Raw genomic sequence first — 25,012 nt, 5'->3', positions numbered from 1 at the left:
TACCCACCGCTACTCTCCTGAGGGTGAAGCAGCTTGTGCGCCGTATCGGCCAGACCGTCGCCCTGACCCTGCCGGTCGTCCTGGTGACCACCGGCACCCTCGCCGTGACCCGGGTCCCGTGGGCCCCACCGACCGGGCTCGACCAGCAGGTCGTGGCGGCGTCCAGCGGCGACGGCGCCGGGATCGGGCGTTCCTCCGCCGCCACCACCAAGACGGACGGGCTGGCCCCGCAGGAGTCCCTGCGGGTGGCGCTGCTGGACGAGCTGCGCGCCAAGAACCCGTCGGCCGCGCTGGACCTGCTGGAGCGCTCGATGCGCGAGCAGCCCTCGCTCACGCCGTACTGCACCTCGCTGGCGACCGAGCTGGGCAAGGCCGCGGTGCGCAAGTACCAGGGCGACGTCCAGCGAGCCCGCTCCTTCGCCCGCCCGGTCTGCGACGGCTCCTTCACGGCGGGCGTCGTCGGCTGACGGTCGACGACGGTGGGCTGACGAAGGAGGCCACAGGCGCCTTATCGTTCGGGCATGACCGCTGACTCCGGCCCGACCGCCGACCTCGTGTCCCCGCAGTCCCACCAGTCCCGGCCGACCACGACACCCGTCACCCAGGCCGTCATCCTGGCCGGCGGACAGGGCTCCCGGCTGCGCCCCTACACGGACGACCGCCCCAAGCCGCTGGTCGAGATCCCGGGGACGGGCACTCCGATCCTCGGCCACCAGCTGGCCTGGCTGGCCGCCGAGGGCGTCACCGACGTCGTGGTGTCCTGCGGGCACCTCGCCGACGTGCTGGAGGAGTGGCTCGACAGGGCGGACCTGCCGCTGCGGGTCCGTACGGTGGTCGAGGCGGAGCCGCTCGGACGCGGCGGCGGCCTCAAGTACGCGGCCACGGCACTGTCCCGCCCGGACGAGCCCTGGTACGCCACCAACGGCGACATCTGGACCCGCTTCAGCCTGCGCGACATGGCCGCCTTCCACCACGAGCGGGACGCCGTCGCGACGCTCGCGCTGGCCCGGCCGCGGATCCCCTGGGGCGCCGTGGAGACCGACCAGTTCGGCAACGTGCTGGACTTCATCGAGGCCCCGCCCTCACCCTTCCTGATCAACGCCGGCCTGTACGTGTTCAGCCCGGAGTTCGCCGAGCTGCTGCCGGACGTGGGTGACCACGAGCGCACCACCTTCCCCCAACTCGCCCGCGGCAAGCGGCTGGCGGGCTACCAGCTGCCGCAGGGCGTGTACTGGCGCGCCATCGACACGGCCAAGGACCTCACCGAGGCGGCCAAGGAGCTCGCCGCGCACCGCGACATCTCCCGCTGACGGCACGACGGCCGGGTGCTCCCCATGGAGCACCCGGCCGTCGTGCCGGGGGACGGGAACGGGACCTCAGGTCGCCGTCGGCGTCCCCGGCCGGGAGGAGTTCCCGCCGCCGGACAGGTCGGCCAGCGGGCCGCTGCCCAGTACCCCGCCGAGCAGCCCAGAACCGTTGCTCGGGCTCGGCTTGGACGCGGCCCCCGAGCCTCCGGCGGCCGGGGTACCGCGCTGGGCCGGCGCGGAGCCGCCCGCGGAGCCCGCGGACGGGGCCGCCGACGCCGGGGAGGAGCCCGCCCCGGTCTCCGCCTTGCCGGAATGCTTGCCGCTCGACGCGGCACCGGTCGACTTGGCACCGGGGGCGCTGGACGAGGCGGTCGCGCTCGGCGTCGGGTTGGCCGGGCGCGGGGCGGCGGGCGAGGGCGAGGTGGACGTGCCCTGGCCGCCCGGGGCGCCGGACGGGCTGCCCGACGGCCAGACCGGGGTGCCGTAGTCGGTGGCCGGGCGGGCCGGTGCCTGGTGCGGCCGGGCACCGGTGCGGACGGCCGCGCCCAGTATCGAGCCGAGCAGCAGGGTCAGGCCGACCACGACGGTGGTGACCACCGCGCCCCGACGCAGCACCCGGCGGCGCAGCGCGCCCGGCGCGCCCGCGCCGACGCGGCGCCAGGCCTCCAGGTTGAGCCGCCCGTCCAGTGAGGCGAACGGCGCCCCGGCGATCAGCAGCGGGCTCCACGCCGCGAGGAAGATCAGGTCCGGCGTGTCGTAGACCGGCACGGCCCGCCAGCTGACGGTGAACAGCAGCGCCGCGGAGAGCAGCATCGCCGCCCCGGCCGCGAGCCGCTGCCACAGGCCCAGGATGGTCAGCACGCCGGCCACGATCTCGGTGAACGACACCACCAGGCCGGAGCCCACCGGGTGCGCCATCGCGAACGTGAGCAGCGGCTCGGCGACCTTCCACGGGTGCAGCGAGGAGAGCCAGCGCATCATCGAGCCGCGCTCGCCGCCGTCGAAGTACACCGGATCGCAGAGCTTGCTGAACCCGGCGTAGACCGAGAGCGAGCCCAGCACCGCGCGCAGCGGCAGCAGCACCAGGCCGAGGTCGACCCGGCGGCCGGGGTACCAGGGCTGCTTGCCCTCGGCCTCGGCGGCGGAGACCTCGGGCAGCTCGCCGCTCGGGGTCCAGCCGTGCGGCTCGCCGACCGGGCCGACGCCCGCGTCGGTGGCGGTGCCGGTGCCCTCGCGCGACTGGCGCGGGACGGTCCGGGCTCCGGCGTAGGCCGGGAGCACCCGGGTGCCCGCCTCGGCCAGGCCGATACCGCCGCCGGTCGGGGAGCCGTTCTGGCGCACCGCCTCCAGCAGCCGGGTGGCCGCGAGGTCCCCGGGGGCCGCCTGGCCGGTCCAGGTGACGGCGGTGACCCGGCCCTTGCGGCGTGGCGCACCGCCGGCCCCGACCAGTGCCGGGACGGCGGAGGCGGGCACGACGACCTGCGGGGTGACCAGCGGACGGCGGATCAGGCCCTGGCCGGCGTACGGGTCGCCGAACGCGGCGCCGCTGGACAGCAGTCCGGCCGGGGCCTCGATCAGCGGCGCCGTCGGGGTGCCGAGCCGGAGCCGGAAGCTCGCCTGGGTGCTGCTGAGGCGCGCCGGGTCCGACGGCACCTTGACGGTGTCGAGCCCGGGGCCCGCGTCTATCCCGGTGCTGCCGCCGCCGAACAGGGGGCGCCGAGGTGTTCTGGTGTCCACGCCCGTCTAACCGGGCGACGGCCGCTTTGGACACTCTCCCGGGTGGATGTCCGGCGCAAACTTGAAGTGATCACGAGAAAAGCGATCGGGCCCGGTCGGGCCCGATCGCTTTTCACTCGGATCGCAGAGAATTCAGAAGATCGCCTGCGGAAAGAGCGCCTGGCGTGCTCAGCGCTTGGCGCGCAGCCGCGCGGCCTCGTACAGCACGATGCCCGCCGCGACACCGGCGTTCAGCGACTCGGTCAGCCCGGACATCGGGATCCGCACCCGCATGTCACAGGTCTCCGAGACCAGCCGGGACAGGCCCTTGCCCTCGCTGCCCGCGACGATCACGACCGGGCCGGTCAGCAGCTCCAGGTCGCCCAGCTCGGCCTCGCCGTCGGCGGCCAGGCCGACCACCATCAGACCGGCCTTCTGGTAGGCCTCCAGGGTGCGGGTCAGGTTGGTGGCGCGGGCCACGGGCAGCCGGGCCGCGGCACCGGAGGAGGTCTTCCAGGCACCGGCGGTCATGCCGGCCGCGCGGCGCTCGGGGATGACCACGCCGTGCGCGCCGAAGGCGGCGGCGGAGCGGACCACGGCGCCCAGGTTGCGCGAGTCGGTGACCCCGTCCAGGGCGATGATCAGCGCGTCCTGGCCGGCGTCGGCGGCCTCCTCCAGCAGGTCCTCGGGGTGCGCGTACTCGTACGGCGGGACCTGCAGCACCAGGCCCTGGTGGTTGAGCCCGCCGGTCATCTGGTCCAGCTGCGGGCGCGGGGCCTCCATCAGCGGGATGCCGCGGTCGTTGGCGGCCTGGAAGGCCTCGCGCACGCGGTCGTCGGTGTCGATGAACTGCTGGACGTACAGCGCGTTGGCGGGGACGCCGCCCTGCAGGGCCTCGACCACCGAGTTGCGACCGAAGACCAGCTCGGCGCTGCCCGCGCCGCCGCGGCCGCCGCGACCGCCGGCCCCGGCCCGGCGCATGCCGGCCCGGGCCTTGGCGTCCCGCTCGCGCTTCAGCGCGGCGTTGGCGGCCCGCTGCTTGGGGTGGCCCTTGCGCTCCTCACCGGGCGGGGTCGGGCCCTTGCCCTGCAGCGCCTTCCGGCTGTGCCCGCCGGTACCGACAGACGCACCCTTCTTGGATCCGGGGTTGCGGCGGTTCCTGCGCTGGCTGTTGCCGGCCATGGCTGTACTTCCTGTCTGTCCGGCATGCCCGGCCGCTCCGCTCGGTGCGGCGGCGGCCGACGGCATGCGCTACGTCATGCGGGAGGGCCGCACCGGTCCGGCACGGCCCACCCATCACCCCGATCGTCAGATGGGGTTACTGGCTGTTGATCGTCCAGCGCGGGCCGGACGGGGTGTCCTCAATGGCCAGCCCGGCCAGGCCGAGCTGGTCGCGGATGGCATCCGCGGTGGCGAAGTCCTTGCGCTCACGCGCCGCCTGCCGCTGGTCCAGGACCAGGCGGACCAGCGAGTCGACCACGCCGTGGAGGTCCTCGCCACGCTCCGCCCCGGCCCAGTGCGGGTCGAGCGGGTCGAGGCCCAGTACACCGAGCATCGCACGGACCTCGGCCAGTCGCGCCACCACGCTCTCCTCGTCGTCCGCGTTCAGGGCGCCGTTGCCCTGACGGACGGCGGTGTGCACGACGGCGAGCGCCTGCGGCACACCGAAGTCGTCGTCCATCGCCTCGGCGAAGGCCGGCGGCACCTCGGGCGCCGCGTCGACCCTGCCGCAGCGCTCGACGGCGCGCTGGATGAAGCCCTCGATCCGGCCGAACCCGGCCTCGGCCTCGCGCAGCGACTCCTCGCTGTACTCGATCATCGAGCGGTAGTGCGGGGCGCCCAGGTAGTAGCGGAGCACGATCGGCCGCCAGCGCTGGACCATCTCGGAGACCAGCACCGAGTTGCCCAGCGACTTGCTCATCTTCTCGCCGGCCATGGTGACCCAGGCGTTGTGCGCCCAGAAGCTGGCGAAGTCGTCGCCGTAGGCCCTGGACTGGGCGATCTCGTTCTCGTGGTGCGGGAAGATCAGGTCCAGCCCGCCGCCGTGGATGTCGAAGGCCGGGCCCAGGTACTTGTGGGCCATCGCCGAGCACTCCAGGTGCCAGCCCGGACGGCCGCGGCCCCACGGGGTCTCCCAGCTCGGCTCGCCCGGCTTCGCGGTCTTCCACATCGCGAAGTCGCGCTGGTCGCGCTTGCCGGTCTCGCCCTCGCCCTCGGGCTGGCGCAGGTCGCCCAGCTTCTGGTTGGAGAGCGCGAGGTAGTCGGGGTACGACTTCACGTCGAAGTAGACGTTTCCGTCGGCCGCGTAGGCGTGGCCCTTCTCGATGAGCCCCTGCATCATCTCGATCATCTCGGGGATGTGCCCGGTGGCCCGCGGCTCGACGGTCGGCGGCAGGCAGCCGAGCGCGTCGTAACCCTCGTTGAAGGCGCGCTCGTTCTCGTAGCCGATCTGCCACCACGGCGTGCCGAGCTCGCGCTCCTTGGCGATGATCTTGTCGTCGATGTCGGTGACGTTGCGGACGAAGGTCACCTGGTAGCCGCGGTAGGCGAACCACCGCTGCATGATGTCGAAGTTGAGGTAGGACCGGACGTGCCCGATGTGTGGCGCCGACTGGACGGTAGCGCCGCACAGGTAGATCGAGACACAACCCGGTACAAGCGGGACGAAGTCGCGTACCTGGCGGGTGCTGGTGTCGTACAGACGAATGCTCACAGCGTCAAGCGTAGTGGGCGGCGGGGGGTGCCCCACGACATTCCCCGGGAATGACGGGCCGCACCCCCGGGGAAACGCGACTCGGCCGTGCCGGTCAGATGCCGCCGACCACCTTGCGCGGGCTGAGCCGGACGACCACCCGGACGTCGTCCGGGCCGTCCCAGGTGTAGGCGTCCACGCCGCGGTACTTGGCGGCCAGCTCGTTGATCAGCTCCCGGCCGCCCTCGGTGGTCATCGTCACCGAGCCGCGCGCCTCCAGGTACTCGTACGGGCTCTCCGGCGGGTTGATCACCAGCGAGACGCGCGGGTCCTTCACCAGGTTGAGGTGCTTGCGGCGGCCCTCGACCGTGGAGAACAGGATGTCGTCGCCGTCCCGCTTGACCCAGACCACGGAGGACTGGGGGCTGCCGTCGGGCTGGATCGTGGAGATCACGGCGAAGCTCTTGCCGTCGAGCAACGCCTTGGCCTTGTCGGAAAGTTCGACTCCCATCGGAAACCTCTTCTCGTCGGCGGCGGTACGGACCCGGGGCGAGCTCCGCGCGGGCCCGTATCGCACACTATCGATCCGGGCCCCCGCAGCACCTGGTGAACACCCGTCAGCGGCCGGGTATTTCCGCCCCGCCGACCGACACCCCGCTCAACGCCGTTCGTACACCAGGGCGGTGGCGATCGCGGCCAGCCCCTCGGCCCGGCCGGTCAGGCCCAGGCCGTCGGTGGTGGTGCCGGAGACCGAGACCGGCGCACCGGCCGCCTCGGACAGCGCGGCCTGCGCCTCGGCCCGGCGCTTGCCGATCTTCGGCCGGACACCGATCACCTGCACCGCGACGTTGCCGATCTCGAAGCCCGCCTCGCGGACCAGCCGGGCCGCCTCGCAGAGCAGCTTCACCCCGGAGGCACCGGCCCACTCCGGGCGGTCGGTGCCGAAGTGGGCGCCCAGGTCGCCGATTCCGGCGGCCGAGAACAGCGCGTCACAGGCGGCGTGCGCGGCGACGTCCGCGTCCGAGTGCCCGGAGAGCCCGAACTCGGCGTCCGGCCACTCCAGTCCGGCCACCCAGAGCGGGCGGCCGGCCTCGAAGGCGTGCACATCGGTACCGATCCCGACCCGGGGGATCAACGGCTCAGTAGGCATCGGCGGCCCTCCGGCGGGCGAGTACGGCCTCGGCGAGTACGAGGTCCAACGGACGGGTGACCTTGAACGCCTCCTCGTGGCCGGGCACCACGACGACCCGGCCGCCGTAGCGCTCCACCAGGCCGGCGTCGTCGGTGACGGCCGGGGCGTCGGCGCCGCCCGCGGCCTCCTCGGCCAGCGCCTTGGCGTGCACCTCGACCAGGGTGGCCCGGTCGAAGCCCTGCGGGGTCTGCACCGCGCGCAGGGTGGCCCGCTCGGGCGTGTCGACGACCGGCTCGGGACGGCCCGGGTTCGGCTCGACCCGCTTCACGGTGTCGGCCAACGGCACCGCGGGCACCACCGCCTCGGCCCCGGCCCGGACGGCGGCCGCGACGGCGTCCACCACCTCGACCGGGACGAGCGGGCGGGCCGCGTCGTGCACCAGGACGATCTCCACGTCCTCCGGGATCGCGGCCAGGCCGAGCCGGACCGACTCCTGGCGGGTCGCGCCGCCGGCCACCACCCGGATGTCCTTGCCGTCCAGCCCGTGGCTGTCCAGCAGGGCGACCACCTCGGCCACCCCGTCGGCGGGCGCGGCGACCACGACCAGGCCGACCGCCCGGCTGCGCGCCAGCGCCCGTACGGCGTGCACCAGGAGAGGCACACCGCCCAGTTCCCGCAGGGCCTTCGGGGCTCCGGGCCCCAGCCGCTCACCGCGTCCGGCGGCGGGCACCACTGCTGCTGCGACTGCTGCTGAGGCGTTCAGGTTTCACTCCTTCGGCGAAGTGGGTATGGCCTTGGCGTGCCCGGCGGGCGCCCGGGCCCCTTCCGAAGAACCACGGTCCACTGCCCGCCGCACAACTCCGCAGAAACGGTCTTGCAGGCCTGGACCGGCTCGGGCGGGAGGCGTCGTCCGGACACGCCTCAGCGCCCGAAGTGCCACTGCACCACCCCTGGACGCTTCGTCCTGGGAGCGGCACGCCGGCACCGGGCGCTGTTAGCGGTGGGCGGCAGCCCGACTGCGCTACGAGGCGAGGACCTCGTCGAGCAGCGTCTCCGCCTTGTCCTCGTTGGTGTTCTCCGCCAGCGCGAGCTCGCTGACGAGGATCTGGCGCGCCTTCGCGAGCATCCGCTTCTCGCCGGCCGAGAGGCCGCGCTCGCGCTCGCGACGCCAGAGGTCGCGCACAACCTCGGCGACCTTGATAACGTCGCCCGAGGCGAGCTTCTCCAGGTTCGCCTTGTAGCGACGGGACCAGTTGGTCGGCTCTTCGGTGTACGGTGCGCGCAGCACCTCGAAGACCCGGTCCAGACCCTCCTGGCCGACCACATCGCGCACGCCGACGAACTCCGCGTTCTCGGCGGGCACGCGGAGCGTCAGGTCTCCCTGCTGCACCTTGAGCACCAGGTAGGTCTTGTCCACACCTTTGATCTGGCGAATTTCGATGGCCTCGATCAGCGCGGCCCCGTGATGGGGGTAGACCACCGTGTCGCCAACCTTGAACGTCATGTGACAGGACCCCTTCCGTGGCTTTCCAGAATAACACGCCTCGCGGCGCACCCGAAGGGCGTTTTCGCAGGTCAGGGCCGGTCTCGGGGCTTGACAAGGACCCCCATGACGTGCTGCGACCGATGTTCGAGACGGGCTTCCCGCAGGTCGGAGGCGGTTCCGGCTCTCGACGAAACCCTTGCGCAACACCCCTGCGGCCGTGATTGGATCTTGAGCTTTCGCCGTCTTTCGAGCCGTGACACGATCGTTATTCGATCTTGGTCGAAGCTTGTCCCCGCCGCGACCCGGACATGACATCAGTACGGCCGGACGGCCCCGGAGCGGCCCCGGGAGTGCGACACGGGGACCACCCCGTGAGGAGCGCATAAGTGAGGTCGATAATCTGAGACCTGACCTGTCGACACGTGACCTAGGGAGAAGCCGCCGCCGTGAGCCGCAGCCTTCGACGCGGCAGCATCGCCGCTATCGCCGCCATCGCCATCGCCTCGCTGTCGTCCTGCGCCGCAAGCAACACGCCGGACACACTGCAGATCAAGCCCGACAGCGCGGCGGCGACCATCGGGACGAACCTCCGGCTGAACAACATCGTGGTCGTCACCGGGGTGGGTACCTCGGGTGACTACACGGGCCCCGCCAACGTGGTCGTCAACATCTCCAACACGGCCGCCGTCCCGGCCGAGCTGCAGTCGATCACCGTCGGCACCGGCAGCGCCACCCTCGCGGACGCCGCGGGTGCCCCGCTGTCCGGCATCGTCGTCCCGGCCGGCGGCTCGGTGTCGATCGGCGGCCAGGGCAACCCGTCCGCCACCGTCGCCCCGGCCTCCGTGCACATCGGCGGCTTCGCCACCACCACCTTCACCTTCAAGGACGGCCAGAAGGTCGACGCCCAGGCCGGCGTGAGCCCGGCCGCAGGCCTCTACACGGGCTTCGGCCCGACCCCGGCGGCCGTCCCGACCCCGGCGGCCCTCCCGACCAAGAGCGCCATCCCGGGCTCCCCGGCCGCGACCGCCCCGGCGGCCACCCCGTCGGCCGGCGCCACCATCCCGGGCGTCACCGGCACCCCGGCGGCCGGCGCCACCACCGGTGCGGCCGCTCCGCTCGTTCCCGCCACCCCGTCGGCGACCGCTCCGGCCGCCCACTGACGCAGCACACCGCCCCCCGCGGGCCCTTCCCGGGCCGGCGGGAGGCCGCTCACGCGGAAGGCCCCCGCCGGCCGGTGCCGGCGGGGGCCTTCCGCGTCCGTACGTTTCCGCGGTCCACGGCTTACGGCTTACGGCTCGAACTTGTAGCCGAGGCCGCGAACGGTGACCAGGTAGCGCGGCGCGCCCGGGTCGGGCTCGATCTTGGCCCGCAGGCGCTTCACGTGGACGTCCAGGGTCTTGGTGTCGCCGACGTAGTCCGCGCCCCAGACCCGGTCGATCAGCTGCATGCGGGTGAGCACCCGGCCCGCGTTGCGCAGCAGCATCTCCAGCAGGTCGAACTCCTTGAGCGGCAGCTCGACCTTGGCGCCGTCCACGGTCACCACGTGCCGGTCCACGTCCATCCGGACCGGGCCCGCCTCCAGGGCACCCGGGCCGCCACCGTTGTCGCCCGCGCCGCCGTCCTCGCCGCGGCGGCGCAGCACCGCGCGGATCCGGGCGACCAGCTCACGGGTGGAGTACGGCTTGGTGACGTAGTCGTCAGCGCCTATCTCCAGCCCGACGACCTTGTCGATCTCGCTGTCCTTGGCGGTCACCATGATCACCGGGACGTTGGAGCGCACCCGGAGCTGGCGGCAGACCTCGGTGCCCGGCAGGCCCGGCAGCATCAGGTCGAGCAGGACGAGGTCCGCGCCATTGCGTTCGAACTGCTCCAGGGCGTCGGGGCCGGTGGCGGCGACGGCCACCTCGAAGCCCTCCTTGCGGAGCATGTACGAGAGGGCGTCGCTGAACGACTCCTCGTCCTCGACCACCAGTACTCGGGTCACGATCAGGCCTCCGGGGCGCGCTGGGTTGTGGTTGTCAGGGTTTCTTCCCGCTCCCCGGCGGGGAGCGAACGGGCCGTACCGTGCGTACGGTCCGCGGTGACGGTTCGGGGTGCGGCGGCGGGCCGGGCGGTGTGGTCGCCGGGTTCGCCGTCGAGTCCGTCGGTGTCGAGTCCGTCGGTGTCGAGGTCCTCGTCGATCCGGCCGTCGTCGAATTCGTCGTCGGCGGGCGCCTGTCCGGCGGGCAGGCGGACGGTGAAGGTCGAACCCTGGCCCTCGACGCTCCACACCGAGACGGTGCCGCCGTGCGAGGCGGCGACGTGCTTGACGATGGACAGGCCGAGGCCGGTCCCGCCGGTCTGCCGGGATCGGGCCGGGTCGACCCGGTAGAAGCGCTCGAAGACCCGCTCGCGGTCCTTCTCGGAGATGCCGATGCCCTGGTCGGTCACCGAGATCTCGATCAGCTCGCCGTCCGCCTCGCCGAGCGCCGCGGCGCTGGAGATCCGGCGGGTGGCGATCGCCACCCGGGTGCGGGGCGGGCTGTAGTTGACGGCGTTCTCCACCAGGTTGCCGAGCGCGGCGGCGAGCTGGCCGCGGTTGCCGTGCAGGTAGAGCCCGGCGATGCCGCCGGCCGCGATCAGGATCTGCTTGGCGGCGGCCTGCTGGCGGCAGCGGTCGATCGCCTCGGCGATCAGCTCGTCCACCGCGACCGGCTCCGGGTCGACCATCAGCCGGTCGTCCTGAACCCGGGAGAGGTCGATGATCTCCTGCACCAGGCTGGCCAGCCGGGTCGCCTCGACCTGCATCCGGCCGGCGAAGCGCTGCACCGCCTCCGGGTCGTCGGCCGCGTCGGCGACCGCCTCGGAGAGCAGCGACAGGGCACCGACCGGGGTCTTGAGCTCATGGCTGACGTTGGCCACGAAGTCCCGGCGGACGGCCTCCACCCGACGGCGCTCGGTCTGGTCCTCGACCAGCACCAGCACCAGCCGGGAGCCCAGCGGGGCGACCCGGACGGACACCGCGAGCGGCTCGGCCGCGCGGGCCGCTCCGGGGCGGGGCACCTCCAGCTCGACCTGCCGGATCTCGCCGTCCCGGCGGGTGGCGCGGGCCAGCGCGAGCATCTGGTCCACGGCGACCGCGCCGCCGCGCACCAGGCCCATCGCGTACGCCGCCGAGCTGGCCTTGACCACCTCGTCGCCCTCGCCCAGCACGATCGCGCAGGAGCGGAGCACGGAGAGTACGGTGTCGACCCCCGGCGGCAGCGGGGGTTCCGGGGTGCCCAGTGCCTGGTACCGGCCGTAATGCCTGCCGTCGGTGTGCCTGCCCTTGGCCTGCTCGCGCTCACTCCAACGGAAGGCGATGGAGGCGGTGAGGCCCACGCCGAGCCCGGCTATGGCACAGGCAGCGGCAGCGGCCACGTTCACGTCCATGTGGCCAGCGTAAGCGCACGACCTGGCCACTCCCCAAGGGCTGGATCAAGGCATCGACCACGCGTTGCCGAGAATTCACCTTCACGTAGCTGCCGATTCACCGCACCGGTCGTGCGTCGTCGCCCGAACGGCACAGAGTTGGCCATGCAGCCCGTGTGGGAGAGAACGGCGTGCCGAACAGCGGCCACGGTCTCAGGTGTGCGCGTACGATTCGCGCCACCAGCAGCGGTCGCCCGGACGCCGGAACGACGGTCGGACGGGCTGACCGGTCGGCACCGCCACCGACACAGCTACTGAGGAGAGAACATGCGCGACGCGTACCACGAGGAACTGGACTCGATCGGCGACAGCCTGGTCGAGATGGCCCGGCTGGTCGGCTCGGCCATGGGCCGGGCCACCACCGCACTCCTCGACGCGGACCTGGCACTGGCGGAGAGCGTCATCGCCGCCGACGAGAAGGTCAACGACCTCCACCACGAGCTGGAGAACCGCGCCATCGATCTGCTCGCCCGGCAGCAGCCCGTCGCCACCGACCTGCGCATCGTGGTCACCTCGCTGCGGATGAGCGCCGACCTGGAGCGCTGCGGTGACCTCGCCCGGCACGTCGCCAAGGTCGCGCGGATGCGCTACCCCGAGTCGGCCGTGCCCGCCGACCTGCACTCCACCGTCCTGGAGATGGGCCAGCTCGCCCAGAGACTGGTCGCCAAGGCCGGCCTGGTGATCGCCACCAAGGACGTCGACAAGGCTCTGGAGATGGAGCAGGACGACGACGCCATCGACAGCCTGCACCGCGAGCTGCTGTCGCACCTGATCGACGAGCGCTGGCACCACGGCATCGAGACCGCCGTCGACATCACCCTGGTCGGCCGCTACTACGAGCGCTTCGCGGACCACGCCGTGTCGGTCGCCAAGCGCGTGGTGTACCTGGTGACCGGCGAGCACGTGGCCGAGTTCGTGGCCGCCACCGAGGCCGCGGAGGCCGCCGGGGCGGAGTGACCGCCGGTCGCCCCCCGGGGCTGAGTAAACCTGCGGCGAGGGTGGTGTGGGTGCACGGTCTTCCGTGCGCCCCACCACTGCGCGCCCATTGACGCTCCCTCCGATCAGCGGCTTCACTCGACGTTGGGGGCACAGGAGTGTGCCCGTCACAAGGAGGGAAGAGCTCGATGAAGGCCAACCCGACCCGACCGGCACCAGCCCACAACACCGTCGAGCCGCCCACCCCGAAGCTGTTGCCCGTCCTCGCGGCCGGCTGCGGCTGCGGACCGGGCTGCGGCTGCGGTTGCCAGTCCGGCGCGCCCTGCCAGTGCGGCGGTGCGGACGGCGGCTGCTGCGGCGGCCACTGAGGAAACCCGCCGCCGAGGAGCCAGGAGGTGCACGGCCGCCCGGCGGCCGTGTGCCTCAGCTCTGTTCCAGTCCGATCCAGCGGTCAGAACTGGGCGTCGGTGCAGGAGTAGAAGGCGTTCCCGGTGTCGGCGATCGTCCAGACCGCGACGACCACCTGGTGCCCGGTGCTTCAAACCGCAGGAGTACGTACCGGACATCAATCGGCCTCAACCGGATTCACACATTTGCCGCACGAGTGGTTGACCTGCCAGTCGGCGAACAGAATCGGCCCCGCTCCCGGCTTGCCGGGGAGCGGGGCCGATCAGCTTCCGGGCTTACTTCTTGCCCTGGTTCTTGACCGCCTCGATGGCGGCGGCAGCAGCCTCGGCGTCGAGGTAGCGGCCACCGGCGACGACCGGCTTGAAGTCGGCGTCGAGCTCGTAGACCAGCGGGATGCCGGTGGGGATGTTCAGGCCGGCGATGTCGGCGTCGGAGATGCCGTCGAGGTGCTTGACCAGCGCGCGCAGGCTGTTGCCGTGGGCGGTGACCAGGACGGTCCTGCCGGCGGCGAGGTCCGGGACGATGGCGTCGTACCAGTACGGGAGCATCCGCTCGACGACGTCCTTCAGGCACTCGGTGCGCGGGCGCAGCTCGCTCGGGATCTCGGCGTAGCGGGCGTCACGGGCCTGCGAGTACTCGTTGTCGTCGGCCAGGGCCGGCGGCGGGGTGTCGTAGGAGCGGCGCCACAGCTGGAACTGCTCCTCGCCGAACTCGGCCAGGGTCTGGGCCTTGTCCTTGCCCTGCAACGCACCGTAGTGGCGCTCGTTCAGACGCCAGCTGCGGCTGACCGGGATCCAGTGGCGGTCGGCCTTGTCCAGGGCGATCTGCGAGGTACGGATGGCGCGGCGCAGCAGCGAGGTGTGCACCACGTCGGGGAGCAGGCCCTCGGCGGACAGGAGCTCGCCACCGCGGGCGGCCTCCTTCTCGCCCTTCTCGTTGAGGTCGACGTCGACCCAACCGGTGAACAGGTTCTTCTGGTTCCACTGGCTCTCGCCGTGGCGGAGCAGGATGAGTCGGTACGTCGTGTCAGCCATGGGCCCCAGCTTAGTGGAGGGCCGGAAAACCCCTGGTGGGGACCTTCATCCCGTGGGTAATGTGTGCGCCGCGCATCTGCCACTTACACAAGTCGGCTGAGCGGGCCTGCCCCTGCCGCTCAGCGGACGCCTGCCATCGGGAGCCCCCACATGCTCGTCAGCCTGGTCAGCAACCCCCGGTTCCGAAGACTGGCGCGGGAGACGGTGGGCGGGCTGCCACGGCAGTTCTGGTGGCTCTGGGTGAGCACGTTGGTGAACCGCCTCGGATCGTTCGTCGTCACCTTCCTCGCGCTCTACCTGACCGCCGAGCGGGGGTACTCGCCCTCCTACGCGGGTCTGGTGGCCTCGCTGTTCGGTCTCGGCTCGGCGATCTCGGCGGTCGGCGCGGGCGTGCTGACCGACCGGATCGGGCGCCGGCCGACGCTGGTCGCCGCCCAGCTCGGCACCGCGCTGTCCACCGCCGTGCTCGGCTTCGTGGACGGCCAGGTGGTGATCGCCGTGGTGGCCTTCCTGGTGGGCCTGTGCAACAACGCGACCCGGCCGCCCACCTCGGCGATCATCGCGGACCTCGTCCCAGCCGAGGACCGGGTCCGGGCGTACTCGCTGAACTACTGGGCGATCAACATCGGCTTCGGCCTCTCGGCCGCCGCGGCCGGCCTGATCGCCACCCACGGCTACCTCACGCTCTTCCTGCTGGACGCGCTGACCACCCTGGTCTGCGCGGTGGTGATCTTCATCCGGATCCCGGAGACCAAGCCGCAGACCCCGCCCGACCAGGCGGCCGACGCCGAGGAGCCGAAGACCAGCCTGCTCACCGTGCTCCGGGACGCCCCGTTCATGGCGCTGGTCGGGCTGACCCTGCTGGTCGCCCTGCTCTTCCAGCAGGGCAGCACCACGCTGGCCGTGGACATGGGCGCCTCGGGCGTCACGTCCACCGAGTACGGGCTGGTCATCGGACTGAACGGGCTGCTGATCGTGGTGCTGCAGATCCCGCTCACCCGGTGGATGGAGGGCCGCTCGCGGACCGGGCTGCTGATCGCCAGCTGCCTGCTCACCGGCTGGGGCTTCGGGCTGGCCGCGCTGGCCGGGTCCTCGGCGTGGCTGTTCGCGCTCTCGGTGGGGGTCTGGACGGTCGGGGAGATCCTCCACACGCCGGTGATGATGGGCCTGATCGCCGAGCTGGCGCCCACCCACGCGCGCGGCCGGTACCAGGGCGTCTACTCGTTGTCCTGGTCGCTCGCCTCGCTGCTCGGCCCGGCGGGCGGCGGGTTGCTGCTCCAGTACGTCGGGCCGGCGGCGCTCTGGCTGGCCTGCGGGGCGGTCGGCACGGTCGCGGCGCTCGGGTACGTGGCGCTGGCCCGCCGGACCGGCGCGGCCGGGCGCCGCACCGACGCGGTGACCGAGGTGGCGGCGCCCGCGGCGGAGGCCGAGAAGGCTCCGGCGGGCGCCTAGGGACCCGTCTCCCGGTTCTGTCGGAGCCGGCAAGGACCCGGGAGACAGGCCCTGAGGGCCCCGGATCAGTCGGGGGTCGGGGCGGCCAGGTGGGCGAAGGCGGCCAGGTTGCGGGTGGACTCCCCGCGCTTGGTCCGCCACTCCCACTCGCGCCGGATCGCCGAGGCGAAGCCCAGCTCCAGCAGGGTGTTGAAGGGCTCGTCGGCGTTCTCCAGCACCGTCCCGAGCAGCCGGTCCACGGCCGTCGGGGTGAGCGACTCCAGCGGCAGGCGGCCAGCCAGGTAGACGTCGCCGAGCTGGTCGATCGCGTACGCGACGCCGTACAGCCGGGTGTTGCGCTCCAGCAGCCAGCGGTAGACGGCCTCGTGGTTCTCGTCGGGGCGACGGATCACGAAGGCGTTCACCGACAGGGTGTGGTCGCCGACCCGCAGGGCGCAGGTGGTGCTCAGCTTGCGGGTGCCCGGGAGGGTCGCCACCAGCGTGTACGGGTCGTTGGCGGCCGGCTCCCAGGCCACCCCGGCTTCGTCCAGGGCGGTGCGCAGGAGGGTCAGGGCCTCGTCCTTGGTGCGGATTGCCATGGGGGTGACGTTACTCGCCAGTACCGGCAAAGCGCAGCCGGTGGAGCGCGGCCCGCAGGGCGCGGCCCGGCACCGCGCGGCAGACCGGGCTCGGCGCGGGCTCAGACCGAGCGGCGGAGCGCCCCGGCCAGCCGGCCGGCCGGGCGGGCCATGCTGCCGGCGTACACCTCGGCCGTGGCCGCCGCGGCGGTGTCCCAGCCGAAGGCGGCCGCGTGCCGGGCCGCCGCAGCGCCGCGCCGGGCCACCAGCGCCCGGTCGGTGACGTACGGCTCCAGCGCGCGGGCCCACGCCAGCGGGTCGTGGCCGTTCACCAGGGTGCCGGTCTCGCCGTCCCGCACCGCGACCGGCAGGCCGCCCACCGAGGCCGCCACCACCGCGGTGCCGCAGGCCTGCGCCTCCAGCGCGACCAGCCCGAAGGACTCGCTGTAGGACGGCATCACCAGGGCCGTCGCCGCGCGGTACCAGTGCGCGAGCTGGGCCTGGCCGACCGGGGGGTGGAACCGCACCACGTCGCCGATGCCCAGCTGGGCGGCCAGCTTGTGCAGGCTCTCCGGCCGGGCCAGCCCGGTGCCGGACGGACCGCCGACCACCGGCACCACCAGGCGCTCGCGCAGCTCCGGACGGCGCTCCAGCAGCGCGGCGACCGCCCGCAGCAGCACGTCCGGTGCCTTCAGCGGCTGGATCCGGCCGGCGAACAGCAGCACGGCGGCGTCCTGCGGCAGGCCCAACCGGGCCCGGGCGGCGGCCGCGGCCGGCGGGCCGCCGGGGCGGAAGACGTCCAGGTTCACCCCGGGGTGGACGACGGCCAGCTGGTCCGGCCGGGCGCCGTAGTGCAGCGCCAGCTCGGCGGCCTCCTCGGTGGTGTTGGCGATCAGCCGGTCGGCCGCCTCGACCACCTGGGTCTCGCCGATCACCCGGGCCGCGGGCTCGGGCGTGTCGCCCTCGGCCAGCGCGGCGTTCTTCACCTTCGCCATGGTGTGCATGGTGTGCACCAGCGGCACCCCCCAGCGCTGCGCGGCCAGCCAGCCGACCTGCCCGGAGAGCCAGTAGTGCGAGTGCACCAGGTCGTAGTGGCCGGGGCGGTGGCCGGCCTCGGTGCGCAGCACCCCGTGGGTGAAGGCGCACAACTGGGCCGGCAGGTCCTCCTTGACCAGGCCCTCGTACGGCCCGGCGGTGACGTGCCGGACCAGCACGCCCGGGGCCAGCTCGACGGTCGGCGCGTCGTCCGAGCAGATCGACCGGGTGAAGACCTCGACCTCGATGTTGAGCTCGGCCAGGCGCTTGGCCAGCTCGACGATGTAGACGTTCATCCCGCCGGCGTCCCCGGTGCCGGGCTGGTGCAGCGGCGAGGTGTGGACGCTCAGCATGGCTATTCGGCGCGGGCGGCGGCGTCCCGGGACGAGCGACTGGAGCCGCCCGCGCGCTGGCGCGGTGGACTGGGCACGGCGTACCGAACGGACGGGGTGCTGGATCACCTGGCTGAAGCCTCCTCGTGTGCGGCCCGTCTCGGCGGTCCGCGTGAACGGGCCGCCGCATGTCCGGTGTGCGCTGCCCCGTCCGGGCACACATCACCACCAGTGTGCCAACCACGCGGCGGCCGTCTGACATTCCCGGTCCGGGCGGTGAGATGGCAGGGACCGGCCGGCTCCCCCGGCCGGCGCGGCAGCCGCGCTGGTCAGGGGCGGTGCCGCCGCCGTCCCGACTACCCTTCTGGGCATGGCTGCCTCCTTCGACCCCGCGACCACCGCGCCCGCCCGCGGGCGGACCGGCCGTCCGGTGGGGACCGTCACCCGGGGCACCACCAACACCAACCGGCTGCGCCGGATGGACCGCTGGATCGCGCACACCCTGGGCCGTACGCTGCGCGCCGCCGACCGGCCGCCGGTGGCGGTCGACCTCGGCTACGGCGCGGCACCCTGGACGGCCGTGGAGCTGGGCGGGCGGCTGCGCGCGGTGCGGCCGGACGTCCGGGTGGTCGGGATCGAGATCGAGCCGGAGCGGGTCACGGCCGCGCTGCCGTACGCCGAGCCGCCGCTGCTCACCTTCCGGCGCGGCGGTTTCGAGGTGCCGCTGGACGGCGGCGCGCCGGCCCAGCTGATCCGGGCGGCCAATGTGCTGCGGCAGTACGAGGAGTCGGCGGTGGCCGGGGTGTGGGAGCGGCTGTGCGCCCGGCTGGCCCCGGACGGGCTGCTGGTCGAGGGCACCTGCGACGAGATCGGGCGGCGGCACGTCTGGGTCGCGCTCGGCCCGGAGGGGCCCCGGACGGTGACCTTCGCGGCCCGGCTCGGCAGCCTGGACCAGCCCTCCGACCTGGCCGAACGGCTGCCGAAGGCACTGATCCACCACAACGTGCCGGGCCGGCCGGTGCACTCCTTCCTGACCGAGTTCGACCGGGCCTGGGCGGCCGCCGCGCCGTACGGGGCGTTCGGGGCGCGGCAGCGCTGGGTGGCGGCGTGCACGGCGCTGGCGGGCAGCTGGCCGCTGGTGGACCCGCGCGGGCGGTGGCGGCAGGGCGAGGTCACGGTGCCCTGGACGGCGCTCGCGCCGTAGTCGCGCGCCTCAGGCTCCGGTGGGCGGTGCGCCCCAGCTCTGGTGAGCGATGCGCCGCATTCACTCGAACGAGTTATCGAATATCTCTGGCGTGTTGACGCCTCGTCACGCCACGATGGAGGCCGCCGAGCGACGCCACCACGCGCCGCCCAGCGCCCGTCATGCCCAGTTGCGCACCGCCGTCAGCCGCCCTGGCCGAGCAGCTCCCCCAGGGCCCCTTCGAACACCTCGTACATCTCCGACCCGAACAGCACGAACCGCACCTCCGCCAGCTCCGCGCCCGCGTGCGCGTCGCCGCCGTCCAGTACCCGGGCGACGGTGCCGAGCCCGATCCGGGCCGCGTCCGCCGGAGGCCAGCCGAAGATCCCGGCCGACACCGCCGGGAAGGCCACCGTGGCCGCCCCCAACTCCGCCGCCACGCGCAGCGACTCTCGATAGCAGGAGGCCAGCAGCTCAGCCCGCTCCTCGTACTCCTCCGCCAGGTACACCGGCCCGACGGTGTGCACCACCCACCGGGCCGGCAACCGCCCGGCCGTGGTCGCCACCGCGCGCCCGGTGGGCAGCCCCTTGCCCCAGTGCGAGGCCCGCAGCCGGCGGCACTCCTCCAGAATCTGCGGCCCGCCCCTGCGGTGGATCGCGCCGTCCACCCCGCCACCGCCCAGCAGGGACGAGTTGGCTGCGTTCACCACCGCGTCCACCCGCTGTTCCGTGATGTCACCCTCGACCAGGGTGATCCGCGTCACCATCGCCTGCTCCCTTCCCCGGGCCCTCCCGGCAGCCGCCGGGAGGGGATCCGAGCCGTCGTCCGAGTCCGATCACCACACCGCCACCGGCGTGGCAATAACCACAACGGCGCCGGTCGGCCAGAGAAATCCCCGGAGATCACGTTATGGTCGCGAGAAGTTCCCCGACGCGAGGTGCCAGGAGGGCACTGCGGACGGACGCCGGCCGTTACGCAGTCGGGGAAAGGGAGGAACCACCGATGCCCGCAACGGGAGACGGGCGGGCACCTGGTGCCGCGGACCTGCCGGGCGCCCATGACGGCGCCCCCGTCGGCCATGCCCGTAAGCACCCGGCGACGACCGGTCCCGCGACGGCCACTCCCCCGATACCTCACCCCCGGTCGCAGGCGGTCCGGGCCGCGCACGGCGTGCGGTACCCGTCGCCCACGGCCGAAGCGGGAAGCGTTCCGGCACCGGGTGACGGGCCCGCCGACGGCGGCTCCGCACCGCTGCGGCTGCTGGTCATCGAGGACGACGCCTCGGACGCCCAGCTGATCAAGGCCGCGGTCGCCGACAGCGGCACCTCGATCGAGATCCACTGGGCGCGCGGCCTCGACCAGGCCACCCGACTGCTGGCCCAGGCCGCCCCCGCCGCCCGACGCGGGCGCCCCCGCGGCCCCGGGTTCGGCTGCGTGCTGCTCGACCTGGCCTCCCCCGCCGACCTACCGCACCCCTCCGACGCCTCGGACGGCCTGGAAGGCCTGCACGAGCTGCTCCGCCGCGCCCCGCACACCCCCGTCGTGGTGCTCACCGACGCCGCCGGGGCCGAACTCGGCGCCGCCGCCGTCGCCGCCGGCGCCCAGGACTTCCTGCTCAAACACGAGACCGACGGCCCGCTGCTGGCCCGCGCACTGCGCTATGCCGTCGAACGCAAGCGCGCCGACGAGTCCCAGCGCCGCCTGGTCGAGGCCGAGCTGCGCGGCCAGGAGAACGCCCGCCTCCAGCGCCACCTGCTGCCCACCCCGCTGCTGGACGGCGCCGGGCTCTCCTTCACCCGGCGCTACCGCCCCGGCCGCCGCCGCGCCCTGCTCGGCGGCGACTTCTACGACGCCGTGCGCACCGACGACGGCACCGTCCACGTCGTGATCGGCGACGTCTGCGGCCACGGCCCGGACGAGGCAGCGCTCGGCGTCGCGCTCCGGATAGCGTGGCGCACCCTGGTCTTCGCGGGCCTCACCGGCGAAGCCCTGCTCACCACCCTCCAGCACGTACTGGAGCACGAACGGCGCAGCGACGAGATCTTCGCGACGCTCTGCATGTTGGTCATCGAGCCCGGCGACACGGACACCGAGCTCGACGCGCTCGGCACCGGCGAACGGGCCCGGCTCTACCTCGCCGGGCACCCGGCCCCGCTGCTGCTCGGCCACGACCACGCACCGGTCTCCCTGCCCGCCGACCTCGCCGGTCCCGCGCTCGGCCTGCTGCCCTGCCACGACGGGCAGGCCGCCTGGCCCGCGCACGAGCTCGAACTCCGCTCCGGCTGGCGGCTGTTGCTCTACACCGACGGACTGATCGAGGGCCGGGTCGGGGCCGGGTCCCGCCGCCTCGGGCAGGACGGGCTGGCCGACCTGATCGCCGACCACCAGTCCGCCGGACTGACCCGGGGGCGGCTGGTCGACAGCGCGATCGCGGAGGTCGAGGAGCTGAACGGCGGCGCGCTGACCGACGACGTCGCGGTGCTGCTGCTGGAGCGCAATCCGGTGCAGTTGATCCTCGGCTGATTCCCAGGCTGGCTCCCTGCTGTTCCCGGCTGTTCCCGGCTGAGCGGTCCTTGCGGAAACGCCGCAGCCCGGGCGGGTGAACTCCCCTCCCGGGCTGCGGCGTTGTCCTCCGCTTCGGCTGTTGCGGCCTACCAGGGGCCGTACGGGCCGGTGTTGCTGCGGCCGCCCCGGCCGGTGCCACCGGTCAGCGCCCGGATCGCCGGGCGGACGTCCACCACGTAGACGATCGAGGCGACCAGGCCGACCAGGGTCCCGATGCTGCCGAGGAAGTTCGCCCCGAACAGCAGGTCCCACCCGAAGCTGATCCCGAGGATGGCCAGCCAGAACCCCTTGGTCTTCTTGTCCGCCGCCCGATAGGCGTCCTCGCGGCGGGTGGCCGCGTCGAGCAGCGCGAAGAGCTTGTAGCCCAGGATGGCCACGGCCATCCACCAGAACGGGTTCAGGTAGGAAAAGGCCAGAATCTGGAACACTCCGGTCATCGCGATCTCCTACGTCTCTCGGCTTGCCGCACCCCGGCCGTCGTCCATCCTGGCACGGCGACCGTCCGCGATCTGTCAACGTCCCGCCATCAGCGGATGTGCCCCGCTCTGCGGGCGCGGGTCAGTCCGTGCGGTCAGGGGTTCCGCTCTTCTTCACCCGGGCGGACTTCTTCGGGGCGGGCTCGGCGGCGTCCTCGACCGGTTCGGCCTCGACGGGCCGCTCACCGAGTTCGGCCGCCGACCGGGAGGCACCGTCCTGCGGGCGGGTCTTGTCGACCACGACCTTGCCGCGCTCGGCCAGCTCGTCGTAGGTCTCCTTGGCCTTCACGGCCAGCTCGACCGCGCGGGCCACCTGCTGGAGGGCGAAGCCCTGGGCCCGCTCCTGCAGGGCCCTCAGATCGGCGGGGAGGGCGGTGACGGCCTCGGTGACCTTGGCGGGCGCCCCGACCAGCAGTTCCTGCGCCTCGTACAGCTTGGCGGTGGCCTTGTCCTGCGCGCCCTTGCGGTCCGCCGCCAGCGCCTCGACCCTGCCCGGCACCTCGCGCAGCTTCTCGTAGGCGAGGTCCCCGGCGCCGGCCAGGGCGTACAGCGGGGTCGGGTCGGTGAGGGTCTTCTTGATGTCGTCGGTGATCGGCATGGCTACCGGTCCTCCCGGTGGGTGTTCTGGATGGTTGCGGCGTCGGTCGTCGGACCGGAGGCCGAAGTGGCGTTCTCCTTGAGGAAGGCGTCGTAGACCGCGAGCAGCGCCTGCTTCTGCTGCTCGTTGATCAGCGGATCGGCCAGGATCGAGGCCCGCAGCTCCAGGCCCTCACCCCGCCGCTCCTCCAGAATCCCGGCCTGGACGTAGAGCGTCTCCGCCGAGATCCGCAGCGCCTTCGCGATCTGCTGCAGGATCTCCGCGCTCGGCTTGCGCAACCCTCGCTCGATCTGGCTGAGGTACGGGTTGGACACGCCGGCGGCCTCAGCCAGCTGGCGCAGCGAGTACTGCGCATTGCGACGTTGCTCGCGGATGTACTCGCCCAGCGAGCCGACGTTCAGTGAGGCCATGGGGACAGGGTGCAGCAGCCTGCTTGCAATTGCAAGCAGGCCGTTAGCCGGCGGCAAGCGCGGTGGTGTCTGTTCGGGGGTGAGATCTCGGGAGGGTGGGGTGCGGGGCGGTGGGCGCCGACGGTCCCGGCCGCGGCCTCGGCGCAGGCGATCAGTGGTTCGCCCGTGGGCGGGCCGGGGGTTACGCGGCGTCGGGGAGGCGGACGGGCATCAGGACGGAGAAGGTGCCCGCCTGACCGGGGGTGCGGATGGCGAGCGGGGCGATCGGGCCGCCGAGTTCGAGCAGGAGCTGCTCGGGGTGGCCGGCGCGGAGGGCGTCGAGGAGGAAGTCGCGGTTGACGGCGACCTGGACCTGCTGGGCCGTGAGGTCGGCGGCGACGGTGAGGCGGCCGTCCTCGGTGAGGGTCAGGACGGTGACCGCGCAGTCGGCGCCCTGGGGGCCGGAGGGGAGGGTGCGGGTGGCGCCGGTCTCGATGGCGGCGCGCAGTTCGGTGGCGGGCAGGGTGATCCGGTACTGCGGGTCGAGCCGGGTGAGGACGCGGTGGTCGGGGTAGTCGAAGTCCAGCGCGGCGCCCTCGATCCCGTGCCCGCCGACCTCGGCACGGAAGTGGCCGTCGGCCAGGGTGAGGGCCGCCTGGGCGGGGTCGGCGGCGAGCAGGGCGCGCAGGGCGTCCACCAGTGCGGTCGGGACGATGGTGCCGGCGGTCGGCCGGTCGGGTGTGCCGGTGGCGGGTACTTCGGCGAAGGCCATTCGGTAGCGGTCGGTGGCGACCAGGCGCAGCACCGGGCCGTCCGGTTCGAACAGCACCCCGGCGAGGGAGGGCAGTTCGGGGTCTCCGCTGACCGCGAAGCGGACCGCGTCCAGGGCGGCGGCCAGGCCGTCGGCGGGGACGGTGATGGGGGTCCCCCCAGCCGAAGGCTGGGGGAGGGTCCCGGCGGGGGTGGTGGTCATCGGCTGCTCACTCTGCTCGATCATCGTGCGGATCAGGGAGAGCTCGCGGCGGGCGTCGGCCAGGCCGTCCTCCAGCCGGCGCAGGTGCGCGTCGAGGACCCGTCGGGCCTGGCCGCTGCCGGGGCCGGCACCGAGCACGGCGCGGATGCCGGCCAGCGGCAGGCCGACCCGGCGCAGCCGGGCCAGCAGCCGGGCGTCGGCGAGTTGGCCGGGCCGGTACCAGCGGTAGCCGGTGTGCGGGTCGACCCAGGCGGGGGTGAGCACCTCCGCGCCGTCGTAGTAGCGCAGGGTGCCCACGCCCAGGCCGCTGGCGCGGGCCAGCTCGCCGATGCTGTGCAGCTCGCTCTCCATGCCGATGACTCTCCGGGCTCGACCTGGTCGAGGGTCAAGCGAGGTGGGCGAGCTTCTCGGGGTTGCGGACGGCGCGGATCGCGGAGATCAGGGGTTCGCCGTCCGGTCCCTCGGTGAAGTCGAAGGCCGAGACGGAGTCGACCGCGCCGTTCACGGTGACCAGCACGCCGGGTTCGCCGTTGACCAGGACCGGGCGGGCGCCCGCACCCTCGCCCAGCCTGTGGAGCACGCCGAGGATGAAGCGGGCGACCTTCTCGGCGCCGGTGATCGGCCGCAGTGCGGCGGTGATCACGCCGCCGCCGTCGTTCCAGGAGGTGACGTCGGGGGCGAGCAGTTCCAGCACCCGGTTGAGGTCGCCGCCGACGCAGGCGGCCAGGAACTCGTCGGTGGCCCGGCGGCGCAGCTCGGGCGGGGCGTCGTAGCGGGGGCGGCGGGCGCGGACGTGCGCCCGGGCCCGGCTGCCGACCTGGCGGCAGGCGGCCTCGGTGCGGTCCAGGGCCTCGGCGATCTCCAGGTAGGAGAAGCCGAAGGCCTCCTTGAGGACGAACACCGCCCGCTCCAGCGGGGACAGGCTCTCCAGCACCACCAGCAGGGCGAGCGACACGGTCTCGGCGCGTTCGACGCCGTCGGTCGCGTCCGGCTCGGTGACCAGCGGCTCGGGCAGCCAGGGGCCGATGTAGGACTCGCGGCGGACGGCGGCCGAGTCCAGCCGGTTGAGGGCAAGGTTGGTGACCGTACGGACCAGGTAGCCGCCGGGGCTGGCGACCGGGCCGGCGACCTGGCTCCAGCGCAGCCAGGTGTCCTGGACCAGGTCCTCGGCGTCGGCGACGCTGCCGAGCATCCGGTAGGCGATGCCGAAGACCATCCGCCGGTGCTGCTCGAAGTCGGCGAGGCGGGTGTCTGAAGTGTCGGTCACCCCCGGGACGTTACCGCACGGTA

Annotated in this window: 26 protein-coding genes and 1 pseudogene; 8 read left to right on the top strand and 19 right to left on the bottom strand. The window is 73.3% G+C overall.

Annotated features, from left to right (window positions below):
• The first annotated feature begins 23 nt into the window (after positions 1–23).
• Positions 24–467 (top strand): hypothetical protein, encoded by a 444-nt coding sequence (locus ACWC9T_RS24500; RefSeq protein ID WP_449823189.1) that lies wholly within the window; start codon positions 24–26, stop codon positions 465–467.
• A 54-nt stretch (positions 468–521) separates the two neighbouring features.
• On the top strand, positions 522–1,310 hold the full coding sequence (locus ACWC9T_RS24495) for a nucleotidyltransferase family protein (protein WP_449823188.1): 789 nt from the start codon (positions 522–524) through the stop codon (positions 1,308–1,310).
• A 66-nt stretch (positions 1,311–1,376) separates the two neighbouring features.
• Here the strand turns inward: ACWC9T_RS24495 and ACWC9T_RS24490 are convergent, their stop codons facing one another.
• The 7 genes from ACWC9T_RS24490 to ACWC9T_RS24460 all read right to left on the bottom strand — a co-directional run bounded on the left by ACWC9T_RS24490 (position 1,377) and on the right by ACWC9T_RS24460 (position 8,351).
• Complete coding sequence (locus ACWC9T_RS24490; protein ID WP_449823187.1) at positions 1,377–3,044, bottom strand: DoxX family membrane protein; 1,668 nt, start codon at positions 3,042–3,044, stop codon at positions 1,377–1,379.
• Positions 3,045–3,212: 168 nt separating this feature from the next.
• Positions 3,213–4,205: a 23S rRNA (guanosine(2251)-2'-O)-methyltransferase RlmB gene (gene rlmB, locus ACWC9T_RS24485; protein WP_387618400.1), complete on the bottom strand. Its 993-nt coding sequence runs from the start codon at positions 4,203–4,205 to the stop codon at positions 3,213–3,215.
• A gap of 136 nt (positions 4,206–4,341) precedes the next feature.
• Positions 4,342–5,736, bottom strand: coding sequence for a cysteine--tRNA ligase (cysS, locus tag ACWC9T_RS24480; protein ID WP_449823186.1), 1,395 nt, complete (start codon positions 5,734–5,736; stop codon positions 4,342–4,344).
• Positions 5,737–5,830: 94 nt separating this feature from the next.
• Positions 5,831–6,226: a PPOX class F420-dependent oxidoreductase gene (locus ACWC9T_RS24475; RefSeq protein ID WP_396248394.1), complete on the bottom strand. Its 396-nt coding sequence runs from the start codon at positions 6,224–6,226 to the stop codon at positions 5,831–5,833.
• Positions 6,227–6,373: 147 nt separating this feature from the next.
• A complete protein-coding gene (gene ispF, locus ACWC9T_RS24470; protein ID WP_449823185.1) occupies positions 6,374–6,865 on the bottom strand; it encodes a 2-C-methyl-D-erythritol 2,4-cyclodiphosphate synthase in 492 nt (163 codons plus the stop codon).
• Positions 6,855–7,610 carry a 2-C-methyl-D-erythritol 4-phosphate cytidylyltransferase gene (gene ispD / locus ACWC9T_RS24465; RefSeq protein ID WP_449823193.1) on the bottom strand — a complete coding sequence of 252 codons (756 nt, stop codon included), beginning with the start codon at positions 7,608–7,610 and terminating at the stop codon, positions 6,855–6,857. The genes ispF and ispD overlap by 11 nt, the downstream gene beginning before the upstream one ends.
• Positions 7,611–7,868: 258 nt before the next feature.
• Positions 7,869–8,351, bottom strand: coding sequence for a CarD family transcriptional regulator (locus tag ACWC9T_RS24460; RefSeq protein WP_030244332.1), 483 nt, complete (start codon positions 8,349–8,351; stop codon positions 7,869–7,871).
• Positions 8,352–8,779: 428 nt separating this feature from the next.
• Between ACWC9T_RS24460 and ACWC9T_RS24455 the strand changes: the two genes are divergently transcribed.
• Positions 8,780–9,493 (top strand): DUF461 domain-containing protein, encoded by a 714-nt coding sequence (locus ACWC9T_RS24455; protein ID WP_449823184.1) that lies wholly within the window; start codon positions 8,780–8,782, stop codon positions 9,491–9,493.
• A gap of 128 nt (positions 9,494–9,621) precedes the next feature.
• On the opposite strand, the gene ACWC9T_RS24450 is transcribed toward ACWC9T_RS24455, so the two are convergent.
• The gene (locus tag ACWC9T_RS24450) at positions 9,622–10,317 is read right to left on the bottom strand and encodes a response regulator (protein WP_396248397.1); all 696 of its coding nucleotides are present in this window, start codon (positions 10,315–10,317) and stop codon (positions 9,622–9,624) included.
• A gap of 2 nt (positions 10,318–10,319) precedes the next feature.
• Positions 10,320–11,744 carry a sensor histidine kinase gene (locus ACWC9T_RS24445; protein ID WP_449823183.1) on the bottom strand — a complete coding sequence of 475 codons (1,425 nt, stop codon included), beginning with the start codon at positions 11,742–11,744 and terminating at the stop codon, positions 10,320–10,322.
• Positions 11,745–12,050: 306 nt separating this feature from the next.
• Between ACWC9T_RS24445 and phoU the strand changes: the two genes are divergently transcribed.
• Both phoU and ACWC9T_RS24435 read left to right on the top strand, forming a co-directional pair.
• A complete protein-coding gene (gene phoU / locus ACWC9T_RS24440; RefSeq protein WP_449823182.1) occupies positions 12,051–12,740 on the top strand; it encodes a phosphate signaling complex protein PhoU in 690 nt (229 codons plus the stop codon).
• Between the two features lie 167 nt (positions 12,741–12,907).
• Positions 12,908–13,087, top strand: coding sequence for a hypothetical protein (locus tag ACWC9T_RS24435; RefSeq protein ID WP_355672135.1), 180 nt, complete (start codon positions 12,908–12,910; stop codon positions 13,085–13,087).
• Between the two features lie 83 nt (positions 13,088–13,170).
• Here the strand turns inward: ACWC9T_RS24435 and ACWC9T_RS24430 are convergent.
• Together ACWC9T_RS24430 and ACWC9T_RS24425 are read right to left on the bottom strand one after the other, a co-directional pair.
• Positions 13,171–13,245: pseudogene (locus ACWC9T_RS24430) on the bottom strand (lytic polysaccharide monooxygenase); the annotation flags it as partial.
• Positions 13,246–13,402: 157 nt separating this feature from the next.
• Entirely contained in the window at positions 13,403–14,161 is a 759-nt protein-coding gene (locus tag ACWC9T_RS24425; protein WP_449823181.1) for a phosphoglyceromutase, read from the bottom strand.
• Between the two features lie 150 nt (positions 14,162–14,311).
• On the opposite strand from ACWC9T_RS24425, the gene ACWC9T_RS24420 reads away from it, so the two are divergent.
• Positions 14,312–15,613 carry an MDR family MFS transporter gene (locus ACWC9T_RS24420; protein WP_449823180.1) on the top strand — a complete coding sequence of 434 codons (1,302 nt, stop codon included), beginning with the start codon at positions 14,312–14,314 and terminating at the stop codon, positions 15,611–15,613.
• Between the two features lie 65 nt (positions 15,614–15,678).
• Here the strand turns inward: ACWC9T_RS24420 and ACWC9T_RS24415 are convergent, their stop codons facing one another.
• Complete coding sequence (locus ACWC9T_RS24415) at positions 15,679–16,191, bottom strand: YbjN domain-containing protein (protein ID WP_449823179.1); 513 nt, start codon at positions 16,189–16,191, stop codon at positions 15,679–15,681.
• 101 nt (positions 16,192–16,292) lie between these two features.
• Positions 16,293–17,666 (bottom strand): D-inositol-3-phosphate glycosyltransferase, encoded by a 1,374-nt coding sequence (gene mshA / locus ACWC9T_RS24410; RefSeq protein WP_449823178.1) that lies wholly within the window; start codon positions 17,664–17,666, stop codon positions 16,293–16,295.
• Positions 17,667–17,907: 241 nt separating this feature from the next.
• Between mshA and ACWC9T_RS24405 the strand changes: the two genes are divergently transcribed.
• Positions 17,908–18,741, top strand: coding sequence for a class I SAM-dependent methyltransferase (locus tag ACWC9T_RS24405; RefSeq protein ID WP_449823177.1), 834 nt, complete (start codon positions 17,908–17,910; stop codon positions 18,739–18,741).
• Positions 18,742–18,923: 182 nt separating this feature from the next.
• Here ACWC9T_RS24405 and ACWC9T_RS24400 read toward each other — a convergent pair whose 3' ends face one another.
• Positions 18,924–19,487 (bottom strand): O-acetyl-ADP-ribose deacetylase, encoded by a 564-nt coding sequence (locus ACWC9T_RS24400; RefSeq protein ID WP_449823176.1) that lies wholly within the window; start codon positions 19,485–19,487, stop codon positions 18,924–18,926.
• A gap of 236 nt (positions 19,488–19,723) precedes the next feature.
• Between ACWC9T_RS24400 and ACWC9T_RS24395 the strand changes: the two genes are divergently transcribed.
• Positions 19,724–21,244 carry a SpoIIE family protein phosphatase gene (locus ACWC9T_RS24395; protein WP_449823175.1) on the top strand — a complete coding sequence of 507 codons (1,521 nt, stop codon included), beginning with the start codon at positions 19,724–19,726 and terminating at the stop codon, positions 21,242–21,244.
• Between the two features lie 128 nt (positions 21,245–21,372).
• On the opposite strand, the gene ACWC9T_RS24390 is transcribed toward ACWC9T_RS24395, so the two are convergent.
• From ACWC9T_RS24390 to ACWC9T_RS24370, 5 genes are all read right to left on the bottom strand, one after another.
• On the bottom strand, positions 21,373–21,723 hold the full coding sequence (locus ACWC9T_RS24390; protein ID WP_449823174.1) for a DUF2516 family protein: 351 nt from the start codon (positions 21,721–21,723) through the stop codon (positions 21,373–21,375).
• Between the two features lie 121 nt (positions 21,724–21,844).
• Positions 21,845–22,360, bottom strand: a complete 516-nt coding sequence (locus ACWC9T_RS24385) for a hypothetical protein (protein WP_449823173.1) — start codon at positions 22,358–22,360, stop codon at positions 21,845–21,847.
• Positions 22,361–22,362: 2 nt separating this feature from the next.
• Positions 22,363–22,770, bottom strand: coding sequence for a helix-turn-helix domain-containing protein (locus ACWC9T_RS24380; protein ID WP_449823172.1), 408 nt, complete (start codon positions 22,768–22,770; stop codon positions 22,363–22,365).
• A 181-nt stretch (positions 22,771–22,951) separates the two neighbouring features.
• A complete protein-coding gene (locus ACWC9T_RS24375; protein WP_449823171.1) occupies positions 22,952–24,073 on the bottom strand; it encodes a DNA polymerase III subunit beta family protein in 1,122 nt (373 codons plus the stop codon).
• 34 nt (positions 24,074–24,107) lie between these two features.
• Positions 24,108–24,989 carry an RNA polymerase sigma-70 factor gene (locus ACWC9T_RS24370; RefSeq protein ID WP_449823170.1) on the bottom strand — a complete coding sequence of 294 codons (882 nt, stop codon included), beginning with the start codon at positions 24,987–24,989 and terminating at the stop codon, positions 24,108–24,110.
• Positions 24,990–25,012 lie beyond the last annotated feature (23 nt).

Source organism: Kitasatospora sp. NPDC001159, from assembly GCF_053598235.1.
The sequence above is the reverse complement of the archived record's forward strand: the minus strand, read 5'-3'. Positions and strand labels throughout refer to the sequence as shown.

Excerpts from the sequence above, each read along its gene's own strand:
- ACWC9T_RS24400 (WP_449823176.1), bottom strand. The coding sequence starts at position 19,487 with ATGGTGACGCGGATCACCCTGGTCGAGGGTGACATCACGGAACAGCGG.
- ACWC9T_RS24460 (WP_030244332.1), bottom strand. The coding sequence starts at position 8,351 with ATGACGTTCAAGGTTGGCGACACGGTGGTCTACCCCCATCACGGGGCC.
- ACWC9T_RS24415 (WP_449823179.1), bottom strand. The coding sequence starts at position 16,191 with ATGGCAATCCGCACCAAGGACGAGGCCCTGACCCTCCTGCGCACCGCC.
- ACWC9T_RS24475 (WP_396248394.1), bottom strand. The coding sequence starts at position 6,226 with ATGGGAGTCGAACTTTCCGACAAGGCCAAGGCGTTGCTCGACGGCAAG.
- ACWC9T_RS24420 (WP_449823180.1), top strand. The coding sequence starts at position 14,312 with ATGCTCGTCAGCCTGGTCAGCAACCCCCGGTTCCGAAGACTGGCGCGG.
- ACWC9T_RS24445 (WP_449823183.1), bottom strand. The coding sequence starts at position 11,744 with ATGGACGTGAACGTGGCCGCTGCCGCTGCCTGTGCCATAGCCGGGCTC.
- phoU (WP_449823182.1), top strand. The coding sequence starts at position 12,051 with ATGCGCGACGCGTACCACGAGGAACTGGACTCGATCGGCGACAGCCTG.
- ACWC9T_RS24395 (WP_449823175.1), top strand. The coding sequence starts at position 19,724 with ATGCCCGCAACGGGAGACGGGCGGGCACCTGGTGCCGCGGACCTGCCG.
- ACWC9T_RS24405 (WP_449823177.1), top strand. The coding sequence starts at position 17,908 with ATGGCTGCCTCCTTCGACCCCGCGACCACCGCGCCCGCCCGCGGGCGG.
- ispF (WP_449823185.1), bottom strand. The coding sequence starts at position 6,865 with ATGCCTACTGAGCCGTTGATCCCCCGGGTCGGGATCGGTACCGATGTG.
- ACWC9T_RS24390 (WP_449823174.1), bottom strand. The coding sequence starts at position 21,723 with ATGACCGGAGTGTTCCAGATTCTGGCCTTTTCCTACCTGAACCCGTTC.
- ACWC9T_RS24425 (WP_449823181.1), bottom strand. The coding sequence starts at position 14,161 with ATGGCTGACACGACGTACCGACTCATCCTGCTCCGCCACGGCGAGAGC.
- rlmB (WP_387618400.1), bottom strand. The coding sequence starts at position 4,205 with ATGGCCGGCAACAGCCAGCGCAGGAACCGCCGCAACCCCGGATCCAAG.
- ACWC9T_RS24385 (WP_449823173.1), bottom strand. The coding sequence starts at position 22,360 with ATGCCGATCACCGACGACATCAAGAAGACCCTCACCGACCCGACCCCG.
- ACWC9T_RS24495 (WP_449823188.1), top strand. The coding sequence starts at position 522 with ATGACCGCTGACTCCGGCCCGACCGCCGACCTCGTGTCCCCGCAGTCC.
- ACWC9T_RS24375 (WP_449823171.1), bottom strand. The coding sequence starts at position 24,073 with ATGGAGAGCGAGCTGCACAGCATCGGCGAGCTGGCCCGCGCCAGCGGC.
- ACWC9T_RS24435 (WP_355672135.1), top strand. The coding sequence starts at position 12,908 with ATGAAGGCCAACCCGACCCGACCGGCACCAGCCCACAACACCGTCGAG.
- ACWC9T_RS24380 (WP_449823172.1), bottom strand. The coding sequence starts at position 22,770 with ATGGCCTCACTGAACGTCGGCTCGCTGGGCGAGTACATCCGCGAGCAA.